This is a genomic window from Aestuariirhabdus litorea, from assembly GCF_003864255.1.
Taxonomy (GTDB): domain Bacteria; phylum Pseudomonadota; class Gammaproteobacteria; order Pseudomonadales; family Aestuariirhabdaceae; genus Aestuariirhabdus; species Aestuariirhabdus litorea.
In genome coordinates this window covers 53,128-74,598 of sequence record NZ_QWEZ01000001.1, presented here as the reverse complement: position 1 = coordinate 74,598, position 21,471 = coordinate 53,128, and the positions used below count along the sequence as shown (strand labels likewise).

Genomic DNA, 21,471 nt, shown 5'->3' with positions numbered 1-21,471 from the left:
CGGCTCTAGGGCTTGGCCGAGCGCAGCTGGACAAACTCCTCCATGCCGGCGCGCATCTCCACAGCCACCCGCTGGGACATCGGCCGCTCGGCCAGCCGGGCCATCAGTGCCTGGGCCCCCGGCAGCTCGTCAAACAGGTTGCGCTGGAACAGACGCTCCGCAACCTGGTTGGCAAGGTCAAAGCTGTGAAGGAAAACGATATCCGCGTAGCTAAAGCTCTCCCCCGCAATAAAGGGGCTGAACTGGCTGCGGCGGCGCAGGGCGGACACCCCCTTCAACAAGGTTGCCTCTACCTCGGCCTTGGTTTCCGCTGAGGTGGTACCGCCGAAAAAAACCTCGCCAAAACAGCGACGCGCCGGTAGCTCAATATACAGCACCAATTCGTGGATCAGCTCACGCACCTTGGCGCGCGCATAGGCCTGGGCAGGGTACAGGGGTTCACCGGGTTGGCTCTCTTCGAGGTAGTCGAGAATCACGCTGGTTTCAGTCAGCGGCCCCTGCTCGGTCAATAGGCAGGGCACCTTGCCCATGGGACTGATCTCCAGATACGACTCCTCCTGGTTGGGGTAGACCTTGATCTCTTCAAAGGGGACTCCTTTCTCCAGCAGGGCCTGCTTGACCATGTTGTAGTAGTTACTGACATTGAAACCATAAAGCTTAAGCACAGAGCAGATCCTCGATGGTGGCCGAAAAGATCAGGCTAGAGGGTTTTTCGGGCAGACTCAAGCAAAGCCGGGATCAGGAGAGAAACCCTTCGGCGGCCAGCCGCGCCCGAGCAGCCTCCCAGTCATCCTCATCGAGGAACTCAATACTGGAATCGGTGGGTACGATGTTCTCCAGGTGAAACTGTTTGAACAGGCTCTGGTGACGAATATTCACCTGTCGAACCTGGCCATGTAGTACACACCAGACGTAGAGTTCTCGCAGGGGCACCACCACATCGGGGGTGCCCAGTTCCCACCCCCTGAGATCAAGAATCTTGGCCCAGGGCTGACTCCCTATCTGCCGCACCAGCGCCCGGTGCTGGCGACAGTAGCGGTCGGCGGTTTCCCGGTTCCAGGTTCCGCTGCAGTCACATTCGATGATGCGCCCCCGGCGTGTTATCTCGAAACTGCCATGCTCTTTCATTGCTCATTCTCCTGCAGCCTTCGAAAGCGCAAGCGGTAATGAACCCCCTGCCCCGGCTCACTGTCTACGCTGATCTCACCGCCCAGGTCTGTGGTCACCAGCTTGTGCACAATATGCGCTCCCAGCCCACTGCCTCCCTGTTCGGGCCGGGTGGTAAAAAAGGGCTCGAAAACCCGCTGCAGCTGTTCCGCCGACATCCCCCGACCGTCGTCGCTGTAGTCGATACAGACCCAGTCATCTCCCTCCTTGCTGGCCTCAATACAGATATTCCCTTTCTCCTGTGACTCGAACCCATGCACCAGGCTGTTCATCATCAGGTTAATCAGGATCTGTGCGATCGAGCCGGGCCGACAGTAGAGCTCGATATCGGGCTCGCACCGCAGCTCGATCCGGTGAGTCGTGCGCTTGAATTTGTGGTGCAGCGAGTGGACGATCCCCTGCAGGTACTCCTTCAGGTTGAACCTGCGCATGCGGTTGCTGGCCTCATCCACCGCGATCAGTTTGAAATCCCCCACCAGCTCGGCGGCGCGCTGCATGTTCACCCGAATCAGCTCGGCGCTCTCAAGCCCGCCGGCAAGAAACTGCTCCATCTGGGTGCTGGTGATGGAGCGCTCCTTGAACCCTCTCTCCAGCTCCCGCATCTTGTTTTCCAGATAGGAGCTGGTGGTGATCGCCACCCCAATCGGGGTATTGAGCTCATGGGTCACCTCCGCCACCATCTGCCCCAGGCTATTGAGCTTTTCCGAAGCCACCAGCTGGTCCTGCGCCCGGTAAAGCTCCCCCTGAGACTGTTTCAGCGCCGCATAACTGGCCTTAAGCTCCTGCTCGGCCTGCAGTCGCAATTCGACCTCGCTGGCCAGGGACTGCTCCCTCGCCTCGACCTCGTTCAAGGTTTGCTGCAAGGCCAGGGTTTTGCGCTCCACCTCTTCGGCCAACAGGGCTCTGTGGCGATCAAGTTCGCTGCGGTTATCGATCAGTTTATCCACCAGCCGGTTGAACCCCTTGCTCAGCAGGGTGAGTTCATTTTCACCGGGCTGCTGCAGATGCAGATGACTCTTTTCCAAATTGTGCAGATCCATATTGCTGATCTGCTGGGCAAAGGAGGCCAGGGGACGCGACAGGTAGATCCGAAACACCCACAGAAACATAAAGATCAGCAGGGCGGTTTTGAACATCGCATTAAGGATCAGGAACACCAGGCTCACCCGTATCCGCTCGAAAGTCACCTGGTCACTGGAGTAAAGGGTCAGGGTTCCGACCCAGCGATCGATACCCGCATCGGCGTAAGTCAGCGGGGCCTCGATCCCAAACAGGCGACCATCCCCCCGAACCGAGCGGGCATCCGTACTGCTGTCGAGGCGGGGCAATCGCTGCTCGGGGAGAATACCGCGGCGAATATGGGACTCATCATCGTGGTGCAATATGTCCACCCCCACCACAGCGGGAAGCTGGAGCAGCCCATCCACCAGCGCGTTCTCCTGCTCCGGGTTAATCTCCCAAATCGCCTGCGCCAGCCCCTGCTGCAAACCATCGATGGTGTGCCGCATATCCATCTCGATCACTGAACGGGCGCTGTAAAACTCTGCTACCACCTGCACCAGGGTTACCAGAAAGGTGAGCGCGAAGTAGATGGAGAGCACCCTTTTCAGCAGGGTTCTTGATAAACTGGTCATACAACCGCAGGATACTCGCGTCGGAATCTAGCACCAGCATAGGAAAAAGCCGATCCAATTACCATGCGCGCCCCTCGCCCAACGTCGCCCAACCATCACCGTCCCGACGGTGCCCCAGCCCGATGAAGCGCCTCCTGCTGCTTCCCCTGGCCCTGTTGCTGCTGCTCTCCCTGGTTCCAACCCTGGGATGGTTTTACAGCGTGGAGCGCCTCAGCTACGAGCGCCCGCTGGCCGAGATCGAGTTTCGCTCCCTCGGGCCACAGCACTATCTGGCCACACTCAGCGGCCATAAGGGTTGCCAGCGGGAAGAGTTCGAACTGTTCGGTGACCAATGGCGCATTGACGCCCAGGTGATCAAGTGGAAAACCGTCGCCACCCTCCTGGGGCTGGATGCCCGCTACCGCCTGGAGCGCCTGAGCGGACGCTACCAGAATCTGGGGGAGGCCAACCAGCGCCCCCAGCTTGCCTACGATATCGGTCACACTCCCACCCTCGACCTGGTGGCGCTCAGCGCCTGGCTGGGACGATTTAACGGACTCCTGGACGCCGAGTACGGCAGCTCCACCTATCAGACAATGGACCCCCAGCGCCGCTACCGGGTTTACCTCACCCAGTCCGGCCTTATTACCCGGAGCGAGCCGCGGGAACCGGCACGCTACGCCGACGGTTCCCTGACGATCCGTATCAACCGCGCCTGCGAGCAGCAGTCCAGCCTGTGGCAACGGCTGGTCACCGGCAGCGACCGCTGGCTGGGGAGGCTGTTAAATGACTTCTAGGATCGGCGCGCTGCTGCTGGGGCTGCTATTCAGTCCGGCGGGGCTGTCAGCGCCCCTTCCCTGTTCGTTGAAGGTCCCTACTGCAGGGGAACTCCAGCAGCTGCAAGCCAGCGTCGAGCGGGCGCCCGGCTACTGCCTCCCCGCCCAGGTCGCACAGGTCCGGGAACACAACCAGGGCCTGCAACGACAGTTGTTTCTCTGCCTCGGCCAGGGCCGGCGAGTGGCCGACACGCAGCGCCAATCGCTCTACCGCTACCAACAGCTGAGCCGCCAGCTGCAGGAGCGCTGCGGTCAGTAAGGTGGGAACAGGTCCGCGGTTGTGCACAGCTGTTTGTACACAGAAAAGGGGGAGGTCACTGTGTGTGACCTGTGGATAGATGTCGCCACCCCATGAAGCGCGCCACCTGCGGCAACGCGCTCAATAAAGCAGCAGCGCTTAGAACACCTCGTCCGGGCGCAGGTTGAAGAGCTCGCTGTCCTGCAGGTCAAGGCTGTCGTAGAGACGGGTATCGGTCTCGCGCAGCTCCTTGAGGTCGGCCTTGAGAGCAGGATCCAGGCCTTCGGTGAGGACGATCTCAACCCGCCGGTTCTTGGCGCGTCCCTCGGGGGTCGCATTGGACTCCAGGGGCCGGGTTTCCGCATAGCCCCTCACCTGCAGCCGCAACGGATCGATACCATCACGGCCGATAATAAGGGCATGTGCAACCGAGACGGCGCGCGCCGAAGAGAGTGCCCAGTTGGACTCAAAACGCTCGGTATCAATCGGGATACTGTCGGTGTGCCCCTCAATGGCGATCGTACCCTCCACCGAGCGCAGCACCCGCTTGATGTTCTCCATCACCGGGTAGAACTCCGCCTCCAGCTCTGCCGACCCCGAGGCAAAGGAGCCGTTCTCCTGCACCCGGATAATGATCTTGCGGCCCTTGGTTTCCACCTCAATGCTGCCCTGCTCCACCTGTTGACTGAGCACGGTGGCCAACTGCTGGGCGCGGGACTCTGTCTGTTCGATCAGCTGCTGTACCTTTTGTGCAGTCTGCTCGTTTTTCACGCCATCAACCGCGGCACTTTGGCCGGTTCGGGTCTCGTCCCCGGGAGTACAGCTCAAGTCCAGGTCCGGCTGGGTGACCGTGGTGGTGAACTGGCGTACCTCGTTGATCGGCGTCGGCTCCGGTTTACCCGGGCTGAACTCCTGCATGATGATGCTGGTGCCCTTGGGGATCTCCTTCAGCTTCAGCTCCGACTGCACCCCGAAGGCGTCCCTCAGGGAGCCCGCGATCTGCTTGAACTTCAGCGCATTGATCTCGGAAAAGGAGAGCAGCAGAACAAAAAAACACATCAGCAGCGACATCAGGTCCGCAAAGGTCGCCAACCAGGGCGGCAGTCCTCTAGGGCACTTCGGACAGTCGCAATCTTCCAGGTCTGTGTCAGCCATAAAGACTCCGGCGCTCGAGGTCCATCACCGGAGACCGCATCATCCCGCCTCCTCGACCTCTCGGGCCGAGGTGGGCAGGTAATTGCGCAGCATGGAGGCGATCACCCGTGGGTTCTGCCCCTCCTGAATCGCCAGCAAGGCATCAATGATGAGCGCCTGGGTCAGCGCCTCCTCATCGCGCCGCAGCGCCAGCTTGTCAGCCATGGGCAGCGCGAACATGGTCGCGATCATAGCGCCGTAGAGGGTAGTCAGCAGCGCCACCGCCATGGCCGGGCCGATTGACTTGGGATCGCTCATATTGGCGAGCATCTGCACCAGACCCACCAGGGTACCGATCATTCCCATGGCCGGAGCGACATCGCCCATGGCGGAAAAGATTTTGGCTCCGCTCTCATGGCGGCTCACCGCCAGGCGCATATCCTTGGTCAGCATCGCCTTCACCACCGCGGGGTCATGGCCATCGACCAGCAACTGTATCCCCTGCTTAAGGAAGGGGTGGCTTGGCTCCTTCTCTTCGAGCGCCAGCAGCCCTCCCTTGCGAGCGATATCCGCCAACTCAACGATCTCATCGATCAGGCTGTTCAGGTCGGAGGATTTGAACTTGAAACTTTTACCGGCAACGCGAAAGGCACCAAAAAACTGCTTGAGGGTGAACTTCATCAGGACGGTAAAGATGGTACCGATCACCACAATCAATATGGAGGGGATATTGAAGAACACCCCCGCCGAACCTCCGAAAATGATGGCGGAGATGACGATACAGAAGGCGCCAAGCAGGCCCACCAGGGTCGCTAAATCCACGCACTACTCCTTTACAGTCTATTGATGGGTCCACTGACGCTACCAGCGTCACGGGCGAGAACGTGCTGGCCGGCGGCGCTAACAAATACAGAGAGTAGGAAATTTATCCCAAATCGCCCCGAGGCACCAGCGCCCCCCGCCATTTAGCACGATCAGGCTCCCCTGCACGGCCACTTTTGCGAACCCGGTTACGCCCTTTGGCTTGTGGGAGATGAGGGCGGTCAGGGGCAGCGCCTGCGATGGTTTGACCGCCGCGAGGCAGTTAGGTACTGTGGCGCCTTCATTAAGACGAGTGATCGATCATGGCCAAAAAGAAGCCGGGATTTGCCTTTGAGCAATCCCTCGCCGAGCTCGAGGCGCTGGTGGAGAAGATGGAGTCCGGCGAGCTGTCGCTGGAGCAATCGCTGCAAGCGTTCGAGCAGGGCGTTACCCTGACCCGCGAGTGCCAACAGGCATTGACCCAGGCCCAACAAAAAGTGGAACTACTGGTAGAACGGGAGCAGCAGTTGATCCGGGAACCCTTCGAGCCGACCGATAACGAATGAGCATCCAACGCTACCTCGAGATCAGCCAGCAGCGGGTGGATCGTCACCTGCAACAACTGCTGGCCAGCGCGCCAGTCGGCGCCGAACGCCTGCGCGAGGCGATGGCCTACAGCCTCTTCAATGGCGGCAAACGGGTGCGACCCATGCTGGTGTTCGCCAGCTGCGAGGCCCTTGGGGGAGACCCTGAGCAGGCGCTGCCGGCGGCCGCCGCGGTCGAGCTGATCCACGCCTACTCGCTGGTCCACGACGACCTGCCTGCCATGGACGACGATGACCTGCGCCGGGGAAAACCCACTTGCCACATCGCCTATGACGAAGCGACCGCGATCCTCGCCGGCGATGCCCTGCAGGCGCTGGCCTTCGAACAGCTTTGCCAACCAGTGCCCACCCACAACAGTGGCCTGCAACTGCAGCTGGTGCAGCTACTGGCCCGAGGCGCCGGTCTCTACGGCATGGTGGCAGGCCAGGCGATCGACCTCGCCGCCGTCGGCAAGCCCCTTGGTCTCGACCAGCTGGAGCAGATGCACAACCACAAGACCGGCGCCCTGATCTGCGCCAGCGTCGAAATGGGCGCCCGCATTGGCGGTGCCTCAGCCGACCAGCTGCAACGATTGCAACGCTATGCCCGCGCTGTGGGCCTGGCGTTCCAGGTTCAGGACGACATACTCGACGTGGAGGCGGACACCGAAACCCTGGGTAAAACCCAGGGCGCCGATCAGGCCCTCAACAAGCCCACCTACCCGGCCCTGCTCGGACTGGAGGGGGCCAAGCACAAGGCACAGACCCTGCTGGAGGAGGCGCTCGATGCCCTCGTCCCCTTCAACGACCAGGCCTCCCCCCTGCGGGAGCTCGCTCGATACATAGTGCATCGCAGCCATTAGCAGAGTAGAATGGCCGGCTCACAGTCCTGTGCCCATACCTGACACCGACCCAGACAGCCAGCCGCTCTATGCTTCACGAGATTCCCCGCCACCGACCCGATACGCCTCTGCTGGACCGGGTCGATATACCGGCACAGCTGCGCGAACTCGAGCCGCGACAGCTGCCGCAACTGGCGGAACAGCTGCGGGAGTACCTGCTCTACTGTGTCGGCCAGACCGGCGGTCATTTCGGGGCCGGCCTCGGCGTAGTCGAACTGACCATCGCCCTGCACTACATCTTCAACACCCCGGAGGATCGGCTGGTATGGGACGTTGGTCACCAGGCCTACCCCCACAAGATCCTCACCGGACGCCGCGAGGCGATGTTAAGCCTGCGCCAGCGCGATGGACTGGCGGCCTTTCCCCGCCGTAGCGAAAGCCCCTACGACACCTTCGGTGTAGGCCACTCCAGCACCTCCATCAGCGCCGCCCTGGGCATGGCAATTGCCTCGCGTATGCAGGGTCGCAACCGCCGCGCCATTGCCGTCATCGGTGATGGTGCCATGACCGCCGGCATGGCCTTTGAAGCACTGAACCACGCTTCCGAGGTTAATGCCAACCTGCTGGTGGTACTGAACGACAACGACATGTCGATTTCAGCCAATGTGGGCGGTCTTTCCAACTACTTTGCGCGTTTGCTCTCGAGCCGCGCCTACCACACCATGCGTGAAGGCAGCCGCAAGGTGTTGAGCGGCATTCCCAAAGCCTGGGAGCTGGCCCGCCGCACCGAGGAGCACGTCAAGGGGATGATGGCCCCCAGCACCCTGTTTGAGGAGCTCGGCTTCAACTACATCGGTCCTGTCGACGGCCACAACCTCGAAGCCCTGGTGAGCACCCTGCATAACATGCGCAACCTCAACGGGCCCCAGTTCCTCCATGTGGTCACCCAGAAGGGGCACGGCTTTGCCCCCGCCGAACAGGACCCGATCGGCTACCACGCCATTACCAAACTGGAGCCCGAGGCCCCCATCAAGGTCGCCACCCCCAAACCCACCCCTCCCAAATACTCCAACGTATTTGGCCGCTGGCTGGTGGATATGGCAGAGCAGGACCCGATGCTGGTAGGCATTACCCCGGCCATGAAGGACGGTTCCGACCTGATCGAATTTGCCGAACGCTTTCCCGATCGCTACTTTGACGTTGCCATCGCCGAGCAGCACGCGGTTACCCTCGCTGCCGGTATTGCCTGCGATGGCGGCAAGCCGGTGGTTGCCATCTATTCCACCTTCCTGCAGCGGGCCTACGACCAGCTGGTCCACGACGTCGCCGTGCAGGACCTGGACGTACTCTTTGCCATCGACCGCGCTGGGCTGGTGGGGGAGGATGGTCCCACCCATGCCGGTTGTTACGACCTCGCCTACATGCGCTGCATCCCCAACATGGTGATCATGACCCCGGCCGATGAAAACGAGACCCGGCAGATGCTGACCACCGGCTACCGTCACAGCGGTCCGGCGGCGGTGCGCTATCCACGGGGTAGCGGTGTCGGGGTCGAGATTCAGCCTGCGCTGGAAAGCCTGCCCATCGGCGAGGGCGAGATGCAACGCCAGGGGGATGGGGGGGTGGCCATTCTGGCCTTCGGTACCCTGTTGCACAACGCCCTCAAGGCGGCGGAGTCGCTCAACGCCAGCGTGGCCAATATGCGTTTCGTGAAACCCCTGGACGAAGAGCTGGTACGCCAGCTGGCCCTCAACCACCGGTTGCTGGTCACTCTGGAAGAGGGGTCGATCATGGGGGGCGCCGGGTCGGCGGTCAACGAGTTCCTGCAGGGTCAGGGGCTACAGACCCCGGTGTTGAACCTCGGTATTCCCGATCGATTTATCGAGCACGGCAAGCCAACGGAGCTGCTGAGCGAATGCGGCCTCGATGCCGCCGGTATCATCAGCGCGGTTCAGGACCGCCTGGCGGCCGAACAGCCCAGCAAAAGCGCCAAGCGCTAGGGCCCGGCGCCAACTCAACTCAGGTTTCGGGAGGGGTGATCCAGTGCCCCAGCTTACCCGCTTTGGTCTGCAGGTAACGCTCATTATGGGGGTTACGACCGGTTTGCAGCGGACAGCGCTCGGTGACCGTCACCCCCACTGTTTCCATCGCTTTCACCTTGCGCGGGTTGTTGGTCATCAGTCGCAGCGAGCGAATCCCAAGCTGCTTGAGCATCACCTCGCACATGCCGTACTCTCGCATATCGGCACCGAACCCCAGCTGCTCGTTAGCCTCGACCGTGTCGGCCCCGGCATCCTGTAGCTTGTAGGCGCGAATCTTGTTCATCAGGCCGATGCCCCGCCCCTCCTGGCGCAGGTAGAGCAGCACTCCGCGCCCCTCTTTCGCAATGGCTTGCAGCGCAGCCTGCAGCTGGGCACCGCAGTCGCATCGCATACTGAACAGGGCGTCCCCGGTCAGGCATTCGGAGTGGACCCGACCCAGGACCGGCTCGCCATCGTCCACCACCCCCATGGTGAGGGCAACATGCTCCTTGCCGGTTTCACTGTCCTCGAAGCCATGCATGGCAAACACCCCATAGGGAGTGGGTAATTTCGAGGTGGCGACGTAACGTATGGACACTGATGACTCCTAAAAATACCTGCCACAGCAGCGCGGTCGAGGGCGGCATTCTAACAGGCCAGCCCGGTCCTGCACACCATTACAGCGCCGCCTCGGGATGCCGGGAGCGCACGCCCCCTAGGGGGAGCGCTCCTCCAGCAACAGGACGCTGCCCTGATGCTCGATGCGAAGGTGCTGCAGAAAGCTCATCCCCAGCAACACCTGGGTTGGAAAACGGCCTTCCACCACCACCGCGCGGACATTGCGGCGTTCAATGCCGCCGATGCTGACCCGATCCAGGGTCAGCGCATATCCCATCACCTGGTCGCTGGCGGTGGTCAGGGGAAGCGGATCGCCCTTCAGGTAGTCGAGACCCAGGATTTGCGCCTGCTGCGAACTCATCGCCACCAGGCTGGCGCCGGTATCCACCACCATTTGCAGGGGACGGCCATTGATGGCACCAAACACCGGATAGCTGTCGGAAGCGGCATCGAGGCTGAGCCGCACCTGGCGCCGCTGGGCCTGGGTAAAGCGGCTGTTGACCTCCCGTGACAGGGTCAGGCGCCGCGGCTGGCCCTCAATCAGTAGCAAGGCACTCTGGGCATCAGCCTCCAGCACACTGACCCCCTTGACGGGCTTGCGCCCCACCTTCAGCAGGTGCCGTTCGCCATCGATAATCACCACCGCAGCCCCGGGAAACAGCCCCTGCACCCTGACCTCGGGCGCGGCCTGCAGCGTCAAGGGAAGCCACAGCAGGGGGAACAGCCATAATCGAGCTCTAACCATCACCCCGACTCTCTCCCTCGCTACCGACTGGGCATTAGACCACCCAAAGTTGTAGCAGTTGCATGACGCCCCAGGCAAAGAGCCCGGCGATCAGGTCATCCACCATGATTCCGAAACCGCCCCCGACCCGCCGATCCAGCCAACGAATCGGCCAGGGTTTGAGGATATCGAAGAGGCGAAACAGGACAAAGCCGACACAGATCCACAGCCAGCCCGGGGGGGCGGCGATCAGGGTAACCCAGAGGCCGACAAACTCATCCCATACGATGCCGCCATGGTCGTGTACCCCGATATCCCGCGAGGTGATATCGCACAGCCAGCAGCCCACCACAAAGGCCACCAGCACCACCAGCAGGTAATTCGCCAGCGGCAGATACTGCAACAACAGGTAGAAGGGGATCGCCGCCAGGGTACCAAAGGTGCCGGGGGCCACCGGGGCTGCGCCACTGCCAAAGCCGAACGCTACAAAGTGGATCGGGTTACGCCATACACTGGACGGGGTATCGGCCATGCTACTCTCCTCGGAAATGTTGGTAGCCGCTGGCGACCAGCGGCGCACCCTGGGCGTCGGTCAGCCCCGGGGCGCGGCCGATACGGCCGATCGGGGTGCAGGCCACCCAGGCACAAAGAGACTCCCGGTGCTGCTGCCAGAGGGGCTCGGCCAGGGTAAAACAGAGTTCGTAATCATCGCCTCCATTCAGCGCCCGCTCAAGGGCCCGTTCGGGGCACTCGGCCCGCAGGGCAGCCGACAGGGGTAGGGCACCCAGGTCGATTCGGGCACCGACGCAACTGCGCTCGAGGATATGCCCCAGATCGGCCAGCAGGCCGTCGGAGATATCGATGGCGCAGCCCGCACCGATCTTTAGCAGCGCCTGCCCCAGTTCAAGCCGCGGCTGCGGGCGGTAGTAGCGCTCGAGCAGCTGCTGCCGGTTGGGTGTCAATGCGGCGGCCGGTTGCTCCAGCAGGTCCAGCGCCGCCGCCGCATCCCCCAGGGTACCACTGACAATAACCAGCTCACCCTCCCGCGCCCCGTCACGGCGCAGGGCACCGCCGCGGGGCAGCAGCCCCTGCACCTGCAGGGTGATGCTGAGGGGGCCAAGGGTGGTATCCCCCCCCACCAGGCTGACCCCATGGGCAGCGGCCTCGGCGGCCAGCCCTGCGGAGAATGCCTGCAGCCATTCATCGCTGGCCTCCGGCAACGTCAATCCCAGGGTAAAACAGAGGGGGGAGGCTCCCATCGCCGCCAGGTCACTGAGATTGACCGCCAGCGCACGGCGGGCGATCAGGGCCGGATCGGCGGCAGCAGGAAAATGGACACCGGCCACCAGGCTGTCCATCGAGAAGCAGAGGCGCTGCTCGGCGGGCAGGTCGAGAATCGCGCAATCATCGCCAATCCCCAGCACAACCGATGGGGAGTGCTGGTTCAGTCCTGCGCAGTCAAAGTAGCGCCGGATAAGCTCAAACTCACCCGGCATCAGGGCTTACGGTGGCTCTTCACTTCCGGCGAGCGCACCTTGGCCGCCATCTTGTCGAGAATGCCATTGACGTAACGGTGACTCTCGGAGGCACCGAAGCGCTTGGCCAGCTCGATCCCTTCGTTGATGACAACCCGGTAGGGCACGTCATGACGATGCAGCAGCTCGTAGGCACCGATTCGGAGAATGGCCCGCTCTATAGGGTCGAGCTCGTCCAGCCCGCGATCCAGCAACGGCTCAATGCCGCCATCGACCTCGTCGAGCAGCTTCGGAATGTTCAACAGCAGCTCGCTAAAATACTCACCATCGATCTTGTCGAAGTCATTGTCCGTGCGGAACTGGGCCTCGATATCGCTGACGTTGGCCTGCGCCATATGCCATTGATAGAGCGCCTGCAGCGCTAGCTGGCGCGCCTTGCGGCGGGCGGAGGGGTTGATTCGGTTATCGCTTTGCTGTCTCAACTCACTCACCCATTTCGTTCAGCAGGTTGACCATTTCGAACGCGGACATGGCCGCCTCCTCGCCCTTGTTCCCCGCCTTGGTGCCGGAGCGCTCAACCGCCTGCTCAATGGAGTCGACGGTCAGGACACCGAAGGAGACCGGAACCTCGGACTCCAGGGCTACCACGCCCAGCCCCTTCACACACTCCCCTGCCACGTATTCGAAGTGGGGGGTGCCGCCGCGGATCACCGCGCCCAGCGCGATCACCGCATCGTAGTTACCGGACTTGGCCGCTTTCTTCACCACCAGCGGGATCTCGAACGCGCCGGGGCAACGGATAATGGTAATGTTGTCGTCGCTCACGCCATGGCGGGTCAGGGAGTCGACCGCTCCCTCCAGCAGGCTCTCTACAACAAAGGCGTTCCAGCGACCCACCACGATGGCATAGCGGCCGCCGTTGGGGGTCAGGTTTCCTTCAATCGTCTTGATGGTAGACATATAAAATCCTCGTCGTCTTGAAGGCAGTCGCTACTGCTCTTCGTAGGGAAGGTATTCGGTAATCTCCAGATCGAATCCGGAGATGGCACTGAAACGAATGGGAGAGCTGAGCAGGCGCATCTTGCCAATGCCCATCTCCCGCAGAATCTGCGAGCCGGTACCAATGTTGTGATAGGCACCGTCTTTACCCGCTGCACGCTGCTGTGGGTTGAAGAAGCTGTCGAGGGCCGGATCCATGCCCATGCTGTCGTCGCTGTTGAGTAGCACGGCCACGCCAGAGCCCTCTTCGGCGATGCGCTTGAGCGCATTGCGCAGGGACCAGGTGCCACTGCCCGGCTGGTGCAGGCCGATCAGGTCACGCAGGGCGTCCGCCACATGCACCCGCACCAGGGTGGGCTGGTCGGCACGCCATTGCCCCCTGCTCAGGGCCACATGGGAGCGGCCGTGGATCGTATCCTTGAACAGGGTCATGGTGAAATCACCAAACTCGGTACTCAGGGTCTTCTCGTCGATGCGATCCACCGTGCGATCATGCAGGATGCGGTAGTGGATCAGGTCGGCGATGGTGCCGATCTTGAGGCCGTGCAATTCCGCAAACTTTTCCAGGTCGGGCCGGCGCGCCATGGTGCCGTCCTCGTTCATCACCTCGACAATCGCCGCCGCTGGTATCAGCCCGGCGATACGCGCCAGGTCACAGCCAGCTTCGGTGTGGCCGGCACGGCTCAGCACCCCGCCGGAGCGGGCTCGCAATGGGAAGATATGCCCCGGTTGCACAATGTCCTGCGGCGTCGAGCGCGGATCAACCGCGCGCTGGATGGTGAGAGCACGGTCCGCTGCGGAGATGCCGGTAGTCACCCCTTCGGCCGCTTCGATGGAGACGGTGAACGGGGTGCCGTACTGACTGCCATTCCCCCCCTGTACCATGGAGGGCAAACCGAGAAAGTCGCAGCGCTCGCCGGTCAGGGTGAGGCAGATCAGCCCACGCGCCTTGGCGGCCATGAAGTTGACCTGCTCGGCGGTGATCTTCTCCGCCGCCACGATCAGGTCGCCCTCGTTCTCGCGATCCTCGTCATCCATCAGGATCACCATCTTGCCCTGGCGGATATCCTCGATAATCTCTTCAATGCTGTTGAGTTTCATATTGGGTTCACTGTTCACTCTGTGTTAGCGACGTCCACGGCCACGAAAGCCATGCTGCGCCAAAAATTCCTGCGTCATCCCCGGCGCTGCAGCAGTTGACCTATCCCCCTGCAGCAGTCGCTCCAGGTAACGGGCAACCAAATCCACTTCAAGATTCACCCGGTCGCCTTCACGGTACCGGCTAATAATAGTTTGCTCCGCGGTGTGGGGAACGATATTGAGTTCGAAGCTATTGCCCTCCAGACCGTTCACCGTCAGGCTCACGCCGTCCACCGTGATCGATCCCTTGTTGGCGATGTAGCGACCCAACTCCGCGGGAGGCTCAATGCGGTAACGCAGGCTGCGCCCCTCATCGCGAATCGACAACACTCGACCAATACCGTCCACATGGCCACTGACCATATGGCCGCCAAAGCGGCCGCCGGCCTGCATCGCCTTTTCCAGGTTGACCGCCGCTCCCACCGATAGCTCGCCAAGGGTGGAACAGGACAGGGTCTCCTGGGAAACATCAACCCAGTACCCCCGTTCAAGCAGCCCGGTCACCGTCAAACAGACCCCGTTGGTAGCGATTGAGTCGCCCAGTTTAACATCGTCCAGCGTCAGGGTGGTGCTGTCGACACAGAGCCGCAGATCGCCCCCTTTGAGTTCAATACGGGCGATACGGCCGACCGCCTCGATGATTCCGGTAAACATCCTCGCCTCACCCATTCCCGTCTGTACGGGGCCGCGCGGTGATGCGCCAGTCACGCCCCAGCGCCCGCATATCGACAATCTCAAGTTCCCGCCCCTCGGCCATGGTTGCAATCGGCAACCTCAGCAGCGGACGCGCGTCACTCCCCATCAGCAGTGGTGCCATGTAGATCACCAGTTCATCAACCAGGCCGGCGGCCACTGCGGCCCCCGCCAGGGTGGCCCCCGTCTCGAGCAATACCTCGTTGCACTCGCGCTGGGCCAGTGCTGCCAGCAGCGGCTCCAGGGCCAGCCCATCGCCTTCGCGGGGCAGCTCAATCAACTCGGCGCCGGCAGCCTCAAGAGCCTGTCGGCGCAGCGGGTCGGCACCTGCGGCACAGGCCACCAGCGTCGCTCCCTGTCCCTGCAGCACCCGGGCTGAGGGGGGTGTGCGTAGATCGCTATCGAGCACCACCCGCCGCGGTTGGCGACGGCAGATGGCCTCAGCCTCCGCCAGCCCCAGCTGCTCGGCCCGGAGAGTCAGGGCCGAGTCATCGGCGAGGATCGATTCGACACCGGTGATGATGGCTGAGCTACGAGCCCGCAACCGCTGCACATCCCTACGGGCCTCAGGGCCGGTGATCCACTGGCTCTCTCCCGAGGCCATAGCGGTGCGCCCGTCGAGGCTCATCGCCAACTTCAGGCGCACGAAGGGGCGGGCCCGCTCCATGCGCTTGATGAATCCGGGGTTCAGCGCCCGCGCCTGATCCTCCAGTAGCCCGCAGGCCACCTCAATGCCGGCCTCCCGCAGCCGTTCTATCCCGCTGCCGGCCACCAGGGGGTTGGGGTCGGTCATGGCGACCCACACCCGCGCCACACCCGCGGTGATGAGGGCGTCACAGCAGGGGGCCGTACGGCCAAAGTGGCTGCAGGGCTCCAGGGTCACGTAGGCGGTAGCCCCCCGGGCGGCGTCGCCTGCCACCGCCAGCGCATTCGCCTCGGCATGGCCCTCGCCGGCTCGCTGGTGCCACCCTTCGGCCAGCACCTGCCCGTTATGAGCAATCACGCAGCCGACTCGGGGATTGGGGTCAGTGGTGTAGAGCCCGCGCTTGGCCAATTGCAGGGCACGGGCCATGCATTGGCGATCAAACACGGCTGGATGGGGTGCGCTCATGGGGGGTGGGTCCAGGTCCTTAAGCCTTCGGACGCGGCTCCTTCTCGAGCCGTTCGATCTCTTCCCGGAACTCATTCAGGTCCTGGAAACGCCGGTAAACGGAGGCAAAACGGATATAAGCCACCTCATCGAGGCGCTGCAGCTCCCGCATCACCATCTCGCCCACATCGAAGGATTTGACCTCCCGCTCTCCGGTGGCCTGCAGTCGATGCTTAATGCGGCTGATCGACTCCTCTATCTGCTCCACGCTGACCGGGCGCTTCTCCAGCGCTCGTAGCATGCCGGCCCGCAGTTTCTCCTCATCGAAGGGAACCCGGCTGCCATCGCGCTTGATCAGCCTCGGCAGCAACAGCTCGGCGCCCTCGTAGGTGGTGAAGCGCTCCGAGCAGGAGAGGCACTCGCGCCGTCGACGCACCTGAACGCCTTCGGCCACCAGCCGGGAGTCGATCACCTTGGTATCGTGTGCATTACAGAAGGGGCAGTGCATGCAATATCGCCTGAAAGAGGGCCTGGGGCCGGAACGTCGGGGTATGGCTGTGAAGTCTACTGGCTTACCCCCCAAAAACAAGTGCCGGCGGCCGAAAACCGCCGCGGCTCGGGGCGCTAAACGACAACGCCCCTGCAACCGTGGTCACAGGGGCGTTCCATGGGAAGCGACGCCTTAACGATAAACCGGCAGGCGAGCGCAGATCTCCAGCACCTTGGCCTTGACCTCAGCCACCACCGCTTCGTTGTTGATGTCGTCCAGCAGGTCACAGATCCAGCCGGCCAGGTTGGCGGCGTCCTGCTCCTTGAAACCACGACGGGTAATGGCCGGGGTACCGATGCGCAGCCCACTGGTGACAAAGGGGGAGCGGGGATCGTTGGGGACGGCGTTTTTGTTGACGGTGATGTTGGCCTTGCCCAGCACCGCTTCTGCGTCCTTACCGGTGAACTCCTTACCAATCAGGTCAACCAGGAACAGGTGGTCGTCGGTACCGCCTGACACTACCTTGATGCCGCGTTCCAGCAGCACCGTCGCCATCGCCTGGGCGTTCTTCACCACCTGGGTCTGGTAGGCCTTGTATTCGGGCTCCATCGCCTCCTTGAAGCAGACCGCCTTGGCGGCTACCACGTGGCAGAGGGGGCCACCCTGGCTCTCGGGGAAGACCGCGAAGTTGAGCTTCTTCTGGATCTCTTCGTCATCGTTGGCCAGAATCAGGCCGCCACGGGGGCCACCCAGGGTCTTGTGGGTGGTAGAGGTAACCACATCGGCGATACCTACGGGGCTGGGGTAAACCCCGGCCGCAATCAGGCCGGCCACGTGGGCCATGTCCACCATCAGGTAGGCGCCTACCTGGTCGGCGATGGTGCGGAAACGCTGCCAATCCACCACCCGGGAGTAGGCGGAAAAGCCGGCCACGATCATGCGCGGTTTGTGCTCCAGGGCCAGACGTTCCACTTCGTCGTAATCGATCTCGCCGGTGTCAGCGTTGAGGCCGTACTGGACCGCATTGTAGATACGACCGGAGAAGCTGACGGTGGCACCGTGGGTCAGGTGGCCACCGTGGGCCAGGCTCATGCCCAGTACGGTATCACCGGGCTTGCACAACGCCATGTAGACGGCCGCGTTGGCCTGGGAGCCCGAATGGGGCTGCACATTGGCGTAGGCGGCACCGAAAAGCGCCTTGGCGCGGTCAATCGCCAGCTGCTCCACCACATCGACGTGCTCACAGCCGCCGTAGTAGCGCTTGCCGGGGTAGCCTTCGGCGTACTTGTTGGTGAGCTTGCTGCCCTGCGCTTCCATTACCCGGGGGCTGGTGTAGTTTTCAGACGCGATCAGTTCGATATGCTCCTCCTGACGCACGGCTTCGCCCTGCATCGCATTCCAGAGTTCATCGTCGTAACCGGCAATGGTCATATCCTGTGTAAACATGGCAACCCTCTTGGCAAGAACACAATCGAAAAAGTGGGCGCAGATTGTACAGCAAGGCACCGCCGATGACATCCCATTTTGCGCCGCCAGCTCCACTGGCGGGCAGGGGTAAAAGGGCTGGATCGGGCCCCCTCGTTGCCCCCCCAACCTCAGAGAAGCCACACACGGCTGTTCGCCCGCCACAAAAAACCACAAAAAAGCCACAAAAAGCCATAATTTACCGGTGATGGGGGCTGCGTTACCCTGCCGGAGCGCCGAAGCGCAGACAGCTCCACAGGTGCCTGCCGATGCTGACCACCGCATTTCCCGCCTGCATAGCAGAACCCTGTAGCGCTTCAGGTTTTGCCCGACCAGGCTCGACATCAAGCCTTTGCTGGCACAACAACCAGCCTCCCCGCATCCGGCTTACATCCCCCCGGACAGTCCCCTAAGCCTATCCCCACCCCCCTCGCTGATGTAGGCTGTCCACTAGCAGGTGCTATATAAAGAGGCTCGCTTTACATCAAGCTCCCGCCAGTCCTGCTGCTCCCAGTTGCAAGAGATAACCACCAAAATAAAGGAAGGCTCCTATGATGATAAAAAAATTTGCCGCCGCCGCGCTTATCCTGGGCGGACTCACGGCCTCCGCAACCCAGGCCGCCACTAAATGGCATATGCCCACCCCCTACGGGGATGCCAACCTGCCCACCCAGATTGCCCATCAGTTTGCCGAAGAGATCAAGACAGGCACCGGTGGCGAACTTGACATCACCGTTCACTCCGGCGCCTCACTGGTGAAACACCCTGAGATCCCCCGCGCGGTAAGAACCGGCCAGGTACAGATGGGTGAAGTCTTTATCGGCATCATGGGCAACACCCACCCGGTCTTCAAACACGACAACATCCCCTTCCTGGCCACCAATTTCGAGGACTCCGAGAAACTCTGGAAAGCGGCCAAACCGGAGATTGAAAAGCAGCTCGACAAAGAGGGAATGGTTCTCCTCTACACCGTTCCATGGCCCGCTCAAAGCCTCTACACCAAGGCACCGGTTAGCAAGCTGGCCGACCTTCAGGGGCTCAAGATGCGCGCCTACAGCCCCTCAACCTCACGTCTGGCCGACCTGATGAACACCACCCCCACAACGGTGCAGGTGCCCGAAATCCCTCAGGCGTTCAGCACCGGCATCATTGACGCCATGATCACCTCTCCCTCCACCGGCGTTAACGGACAGGCCTGGGACTACCTGAGCCACTACACCGACGTCAAAGCCTGGATTCCAAAAAACGTGGTCGTGGTCAATAAGCGAGCCTTCCGCCGCCTGGACAAAGAGACCCAGCAGGTGATCCTGACCGCCGCCGCCAATGCCGAGGAGAAGGGGTGGAACGGTGTGCGCGCCCAAGCCACCAAGGACACCGCAACCCTGGCCCAAAACGGCATCACTGTGACCGAGCCCTCACCCGAGCTGATGACTGAGCTGCAAAAGATCGGAGAGATCATGATCAAGGAGTGGAAAGAGGAAGCCCCCGAAGAGGTGGGTGCCATCCTTAACCAGTTCTATCAATAGTTACCGATCCCCAAGCCCCGGCCCCTGGCCGGGGTGACGCTAGCAAGGACCCGACCATGAACGCCCTTCGAGATAAGTTCTACCTGGCCTCCGGTTACGCATCCGGGCTGTGCATTGTCCTCATCATGCTGATCATCCTGGCACAGGTGGTCGGCCGCTTCTTCGGTTTTATCGTCCCTTCAGCGGAAGACTTTTCCGGCTATGCCCTGGCCGCGGCAACCTTCTTCGGGCTGGCGTATACCTTCCACGAGGGGGGGCATATCCGGGTCACCCTGGTCATCCAGAAATGGTCCAAACGCGCTCGCTACCGGCAAGAGCTGGTGGTACTGGTTTTTGCCCTCGCCCTGACCAGTTTTATCGCCTACTACAGCTGGCACATGATATGGGAGTCATACGTTTTCGAAGAGGTTTCCTACGGTTATATACCCGTCCCCCTATGGATACCCCAGATTCCCGTAGGCCTGGGTTCTCTGGCGCTTACCATCGCCGTGCTGGATGACCTGATCCTGTTACTGATAGGTAAAGAGCCCTCCTATATGCCCCATGAGGGCGAAATCACTATGGAGGAGCTCTGATGGAGATCGCCCTGGTTTCAATCATTCTCGCCGCAGCCATGCTGCTGATGCTGGCTGCGGGGGTCTGGGTATCCCTGGCGCTGGTAGGCGTGGGCGCCCTCGGCCTTTACCTGTCCGGCAATGACCAGATCGGCCTCCTGTTCGCCACCTCCAGCTGGGGGGCCAGCACGGGTTGGGCGCTGACGGCACTGCCGATGTTTATCTGGATGGGCGAGGTACTGTTCCGTACTCGCCTGTCGGAGGATCTGTTCAAGGGGCTGGCCCCCTGGCTCGGTGGGCTGCCAGGCAAGCTGCTGCACGTCAATGTACTGAGCTGCGGCATCTTTGCAGCCGTCTCAGGCTCCTCGGCTGCCACCGCGGCTACCATAGGACGAATGACCCTGCCGGAGCTCAAGGCCCAGGGCTATAGCGACCGAATGGCGGTGGGGACTCTGGCCGGATCCGGCACCCTGGGCCTGCTGATCCCCCCTTCAATCATACTCATCGTCTACGGTGTCGCCGCCGAGGTATCGATCGGCCGGCTGTTCATCGCAGGAGCCCTTCCCGGGCTGATGCTGGTGACCCTGTTCATGGGTTACACCATGATCTGGGCGATGTTCAACAAGAGTGAGCTTCCCCAGCATGATGCGGAGCAGATCTCCCTAGGCGCCAAAATAAAGGCGCTGCGCAAGCTGATACCGATTGTCGGCCTGATCGGGTTCGTGCTGGGCTCCATCTACGGTGGCCTGACCACACCCACCGAAGCTGCCGCCCTGGGAGTATTCGGTGCGTTGATTCTGGCCGCAGCATCCGGTTCGCTGAGCCGGTCCAGCTTTATGGAGAGCCTGCTGGGGGCCGTTAAGAGCTCCTGCATGATCGGCCTGATCCTGGTAGGAGCCCACTTCCTCACTCTGTCGATGGGCTTCCTGGGCATCCCCAAAGCCCTGGCAGAATGGATCGGGACCCTGGCACTGTCACCCTTCGAGCTGCTGATCTACCTAACCGTGCTATTTGTGGCCCTGGGTTGTTTCCTGGACGGGATTTCTGTGGTGGTGCTAACGGTGGCGGTGGTGTTACCTATGGTGGCGCAGGCCAACATTGATCTGCTTTGGTTCGGCATCTATATCGTCCTCGTGGTCGAGATGTCCCAGATCACGCCGCCGGTTGGCTTCAACCTGTTCGTGATCCAAGCACTGACCGGCAAGGACATACTCTACGTCGCCCGCGCGGCGCTGCCTTTTTTCCTGTTGATTCTGGCAGCGATCCTGCTAATCAGCTGGTTCCCGGAGATTGTCACCTACCTGCCAACCACCATGACACAGCGGTAAAACAGCGCTGGCGGGGTCGCACCCTGAGCCATCGCGGGTCACCCCCTGACGGGTGGTCCGCGAGCGCCTCCCCTGCACCTGTCCTGGCCCCGCGCCATAGCCATTAAGGGGCCAGTTCGGTATATTTCGCTGAC

At 61.9% G+C, this 21,471-nt stretch carries 24 protein-coding genes; 8 read left to right on the top strand and 16 right to left on the bottom strand.

Going from position 1 to position 21,471, the window contains the following annotated elements; all coding sequences use genetic code 11:
• Positions 1-5: 5 nt before the first annotated feature.
• The 3 genes from D0544_RS00370 to D0544_RS00360 all read right to left on the bottom strand — a co-directional run bounded on the left by D0544_RS00370 (position 6) and on the right by D0544_RS00360 (position 2,801).
• Positions 6-665, bottom strand: coding sequence for a glutathione S-transferase family protein (locus tag D0544_RS00370; protein ID WP_125013748.1), 660 nt, complete (start codon positions 663-665; stop codon positions 6-8).
• A 73-nt stretch (positions 666-738) separates the two neighbouring features.
• Positions 739-1,128: a hypothetical protein gene (locus tag D0544_RS00365; protein ID WP_125013746.1), complete on the bottom strand. Its 390-nt coding sequence runs from the start codon at positions 1,126-1,128 to the stop codon at positions 739-741.
• Complete coding sequence (locus D0544_RS00360) at positions 1,125-2,801, bottom strand: ATP-binding protein (protein ID WP_125013744.1); 1,677 nt, start codon at positions 2,799-2,801, stop codon at positions 1,125-1,127. Before D0544_RS00360 ends, D0544_RS00365 begins: the two co-directional genes overlap by 4 nt.
• A gap of 122 nt (positions 2,802-2,923) precedes the next feature.
• Between D0544_RS00360 and D0544_RS00355 the strand changes: the two genes are divergently transcribed.
• Positions 2,924-3,577: a hypothetical protein gene (locus D0544_RS00355; protein ID WP_125013742.1), complete on the top strand. Its 654-nt coding sequence runs from the start codon at positions 2,924-2,926 to the stop codon at positions 3,575-3,577.
• A complete protein-coding gene (locus D0544_RS00350; RefSeq protein ID WP_125013740.1) occupies positions 3,567-3,875 on the top strand; it encodes a hypothetical protein in 309 nt (102 codons plus the stop codon). The genes D0544_RS00355 and D0544_RS00350 overlap by 11 nt, the downstream gene beginning before the upstream one ends.
• Before the next feature lie 138 nt (positions 3,876-4,013).
• Here the strand turns inward: D0544_RS00350 and D0544_RS00345 are convergent, their stop codons facing one another.
• Together D0544_RS00345 and pomA are read right to left on the bottom strand one after the other, a co-directional pair.
• Positions 4,014-5,009: a flagellar motor protein MotB gene (locus D0544_RS00345; protein WP_125013738.1), complete on the bottom strand. Its 996-nt coding sequence runs from the start codon at positions 5,007-5,009 to the stop codon at positions 4,014-4,016.
• 39 nt (positions 5,010-5,048) lie between these two features.
• Positions 5,049-5,810 (bottom strand): flagellar motor protein PomA, encoded by a 762-nt coding sequence (gene pomA / locus D0544_RS00340; protein WP_125013736.1) that lies wholly within the window; start codon positions 5,808-5,810, stop codon positions 5,049-5,051.
• 302 nt (positions 5,811-6,112) lie between these two features.
• On the opposite strand from pomA, the gene D0544_RS00335 reads away from it, so the two are divergent.
• The 3 genes from D0544_RS00335 (at position 6,113) to dxs (ending at position 9,215) form a co-directional block, all read left to right on the top strand.
• Positions 6,113-6,355, top strand: a complete 243-nt coding sequence (locus tag D0544_RS00335) for an exodeoxyribonuclease VII small subunit (protein ID WP_125013734.1) — start codon at positions 6,113-6,115, stop codon at positions 6,353-6,355.
• On the top strand, positions 6,352-7,236 hold the full coding sequence (ispA, locus tag D0544_RS00330; RefSeq protein ID WP_125013732.1) for a (2E,6E)-farnesyl diphosphate synthase: 885 nt from the start codon (positions 6,352-6,354) through the stop codon (positions 7,234-7,236). Before D0544_RS00335 ends, ispA begins: the two co-directional genes overlap by 4 nt.
• 68 nt (positions 7,237-7,304) lie before the next feature.
• On the top strand, positions 7,305-9,215 hold the full coding sequence (gene dxs, locus D0544_RS00325; protein ID WP_125013730.1) for a 1-deoxy-D-xylulose-5-phosphate synthase: 1,911 nt from the start codon (positions 7,305-7,307) through the stop codon (positions 9,213-9,215).
• Positions 9,216-9,234: 19 nt separating this feature from the next.
• On the opposite strand, the gene ribA is transcribed toward dxs, so the two are convergent.
• The 11 genes from ribA to glyA form a co-directional block, all read right to left on the bottom strand.
• The gene (gene ribA, locus D0544_RS00320; protein ID WP_125013728.1) at positions 9,235-9,834 is read right to left on the bottom strand and encodes a GTP cyclohydrolase II; all 600 of its coding nucleotides are present in this window, start codon (positions 9,832-9,834) and stop codon (positions 9,235-9,237) included.
• A gap of 117 nt (positions 9,835-9,951) precedes the next feature.
• Complete coding sequence (locus D0544_RS00315) at positions 9,952-10,599, bottom strand: retropepsin-like aspartic protease family protein (protein WP_125013726.1); 648 nt, start codon at positions 10,597-10,599, stop codon at positions 9,952-9,954.
• 34 nt (positions 10,600-10,633) lie between these two features.
• Positions 10,634-11,110: a phosphatidylglycerophosphatase A family protein gene (locus tag D0544_RS00310; protein ID WP_125013724.1), complete on the bottom strand. Its 477-nt coding sequence runs from the start codon at positions 11,108-11,110 to the stop codon at positions 10,634-10,636.
• 1 nt (position 11,111) lies between these two features.
• Complete coding sequence (thiL, locus tag D0544_RS00305; RefSeq protein WP_125013722.1) at positions 11,112-12,074, bottom strand: thiamine-phosphate kinase; 963 nt, start codon at positions 12,072-12,074, stop codon at positions 11,112-11,114.
• Positions 12,074-12,535 (bottom strand): transcription antitermination factor NusB, encoded by a 462-nt coding sequence (gene nusB, locus D0544_RS00300; RefSeq protein ID WP_279387266.1) that lies wholly within the window; start codon positions 12,533-12,535, stop codon positions 12,074-12,076. The genes thiL and nusB overlap by 1 nt, the downstream gene beginning before the upstream one ends.
• 1 nt (position 12,536) lies before the next feature.
• A complete protein-coding gene (gene ribH / locus D0544_RS00295; RefSeq protein ID WP_125013720.1) occupies positions 12,537-13,013 on the bottom strand; it encodes a 6,7-dimethyl-8-ribityllumazine synthase in 477 nt (158 codons plus the stop codon).
• Between the two features lie 30 nt (positions 13,014-13,043).
• Positions 13,044-14,153, bottom strand: a complete 1,110-nt coding sequence (gene ribBA / locus D0544_RS00290) for a bifunctional 3,4-dihydroxy-2-butanone-4-phosphate synthase/GTP cyclohydrolase II (protein ID WP_125013718.1) — start codon at positions 14,151-14,153, stop codon at positions 13,044-13,046.
• A 24-nt stretch (positions 14,154-14,177) separates the two neighbouring features.
• Complete coding sequence (locus tag D0544_RS00285; RefSeq protein ID WP_125013716.1) at positions 14,178-14,846, bottom strand: riboflavin synthase; 669 nt, start codon at positions 14,844-14,846, stop codon at positions 14,178-14,180.
• A 7-nt stretch (positions 14,847-14,853) separates the two neighbouring features.
• Entirely contained in the window at positions 14,854-15,996 is a 1,143-nt protein-coding gene (gene ribD / locus D0544_RS00280; protein WP_125013714.1) for a bifunctional diaminohydroxyphosphoribosylaminopyrimidine deaminase/5-amino-6-(5-phosphoribosylamino)uracil reductase RibD, read from the bottom strand.
• A 19-nt stretch (positions 15,997-16,015) separates the two neighbouring features.
• On the bottom strand, positions 16,016-16,483 hold the full coding sequence (nrdR, locus tag D0544_RS00275) for a transcriptional regulator NrdR (RefSeq protein ID WP_125013712.1): 468 nt from the start codon (positions 16,481-16,483) through the stop codon (positions 16,016-16,018).
• Positions 16,484-16,657: 174 nt separating this feature from the next.
• Entirely contained in the window at positions 16,658-17,911 is a 1,254-nt protein-coding gene (glyA, locus tag D0544_RS00270; protein WP_125013710.1) for a serine hydroxymethyltransferase, read from the bottom strand.
• Between the two features lie 569 nt (positions 17,912-18,480).
• Between glyA and D0544_RS00265 the strand changes: the two genes are divergently transcribed.
• From D0544_RS00265 to D0544_RS00255, 3 genes are read left to right on the top strand one after another with little or no spacing between them, the layout of a single operon-like run.
• Positions 18,481-19,455 carry a TRAP transporter substrate-binding protein gene (locus D0544_RS00265; protein ID WP_424220684.1) on the top strand — a complete coding sequence of 325 codons (975 nt, stop codon included), beginning with the start codon at positions 18,481-18,483 and terminating at the stop codon, positions 19,453-19,455.
• 56 nt (positions 19,456-19,511) lie between these two features.
• Positions 19,512-20,030, top strand: a complete 519-nt coding sequence (locus D0544_RS00260) for a TRAP transporter small permease (protein WP_125013708.1) — start codon at positions 19,512-19,514, stop codon at positions 20,028-20,030.
• A complete protein-coding gene (locus D0544_RS00255) occupies positions 20,030-21,337 on the top strand; it encodes a TRAP transporter large permease (RefSeq protein ID WP_125013706.1) in 1,308 nt (435 codons plus the stop codon). The genes D0544_RS00260 and D0544_RS00255 overlap by 1 nt, the downstream gene beginning before the upstream one ends.
• Positions 21,338-21,471 lie beyond the last annotated feature (134 nt).